We start from the raw sequence: 970 nt of genomic DNA, 5'->3' as shown, positions 1-970 counted from the left end.
ATAATTCTGCTTTTTACCCTTGTTGGAGTTCCCACTGATGCCCTTCGGATAGCCAACAACAATCCTTGAAACACCCATCTGGTAGAGCCTTTCAACTGTTTGCCTCACCCTCGTGTTAATGTAGTGCCTCGCCTGGAGTTTAGCCTTCAAGTGCATTCCTGAGAGTTTCTTACTCTTCTTTGCCCCGCTTTTGTTGATTTTGGATTGATACTCTGCTATCCGTTTTTGCCAGTAAAAATCAATGCTCTTGAGCGGTCTCCCGTTCACTAAGAAGCTTTCCCCGTTCTCAACGTAAACGGCCATCAGGTTGTTCACTCCCAAGTCAATTCCCGCTGAAAGGTTGCCCAAGGGTTGTCTTGGAAGCTTGACCCATTCTTCACCCCGAAGTTTCTTCTCGACGCTTATGCTGATGTGAGCATACCATTTTCGTCTTATTGGATCGTAAGTTATTTCTAATCACCCTTGCTTGCCCTTTAAGTGTATTCTCCCTTTAAACTGGACTTCGAGGCGTTTGAACTTTTCGAGGCCTTTGAGGATTAGTTTGTTTCCTTCAATTTTGTATTGGTCGTTTCTGAGGACTATTAAGCCTTCTCCCTTGATGTAGTTTGGTGGTTTGGGTTTGAGCCAGTTGGGGGGTTCTCCGTTCCGCGTGTTCCTTAAGAGTGAGAAGAAGCTTCTCCAGCTTTCGGCGTTCTTCCTGCAGATTTGTTGAACTGTTGCCGAGCCTATTTCGGATTTGAATGTTCCTCTTGGGTTTTTGAGGGTTGTAGTTTTACCGTTATTGACCGCTTCATTCTAAAGTATGGTAATGTTTTTTAGGCTTTAAAATAGTTTTGCTTTCCTGTTTAAAGGCTGTTGGGCGGTTTACTGCATCCCCACCCTAAAGGACGAGGCCTTCAGAAGAAAAAAGTAACAGAAGGGCAGGGTTTTTGCGCCGTCGTGGATTTGTGCAAAATTTTAAAAGCACATG

At 44.4% G+C, this 970-nt stretch carries 1 pseudogene; it reads right to left on the bottom strand.

Annotation, left to right across the window (positions count from 1 at the left end):
* Nucleotides 1-741, bottom strand: a pseudogene (locus APY94_RS12805) (transposase); the annotation flags it as partial.
* Nucleotides 742-970: the final 229 nt, after the last annotated feature.

Source organism: Thermococcus celericrescens, assembly GCF_001484195.1.
GTDB lineage: Archaea > Methanobacteriota_B > Thermococci > Thermococcales > Thermococcaceae > Thermococcus > Thermococcus celericrescens.
The sequence above is the reverse complement of the archived record's forward strand: the minus strand, read 5'-3'. Positions and strand labels throughout refer to the sequence as shown.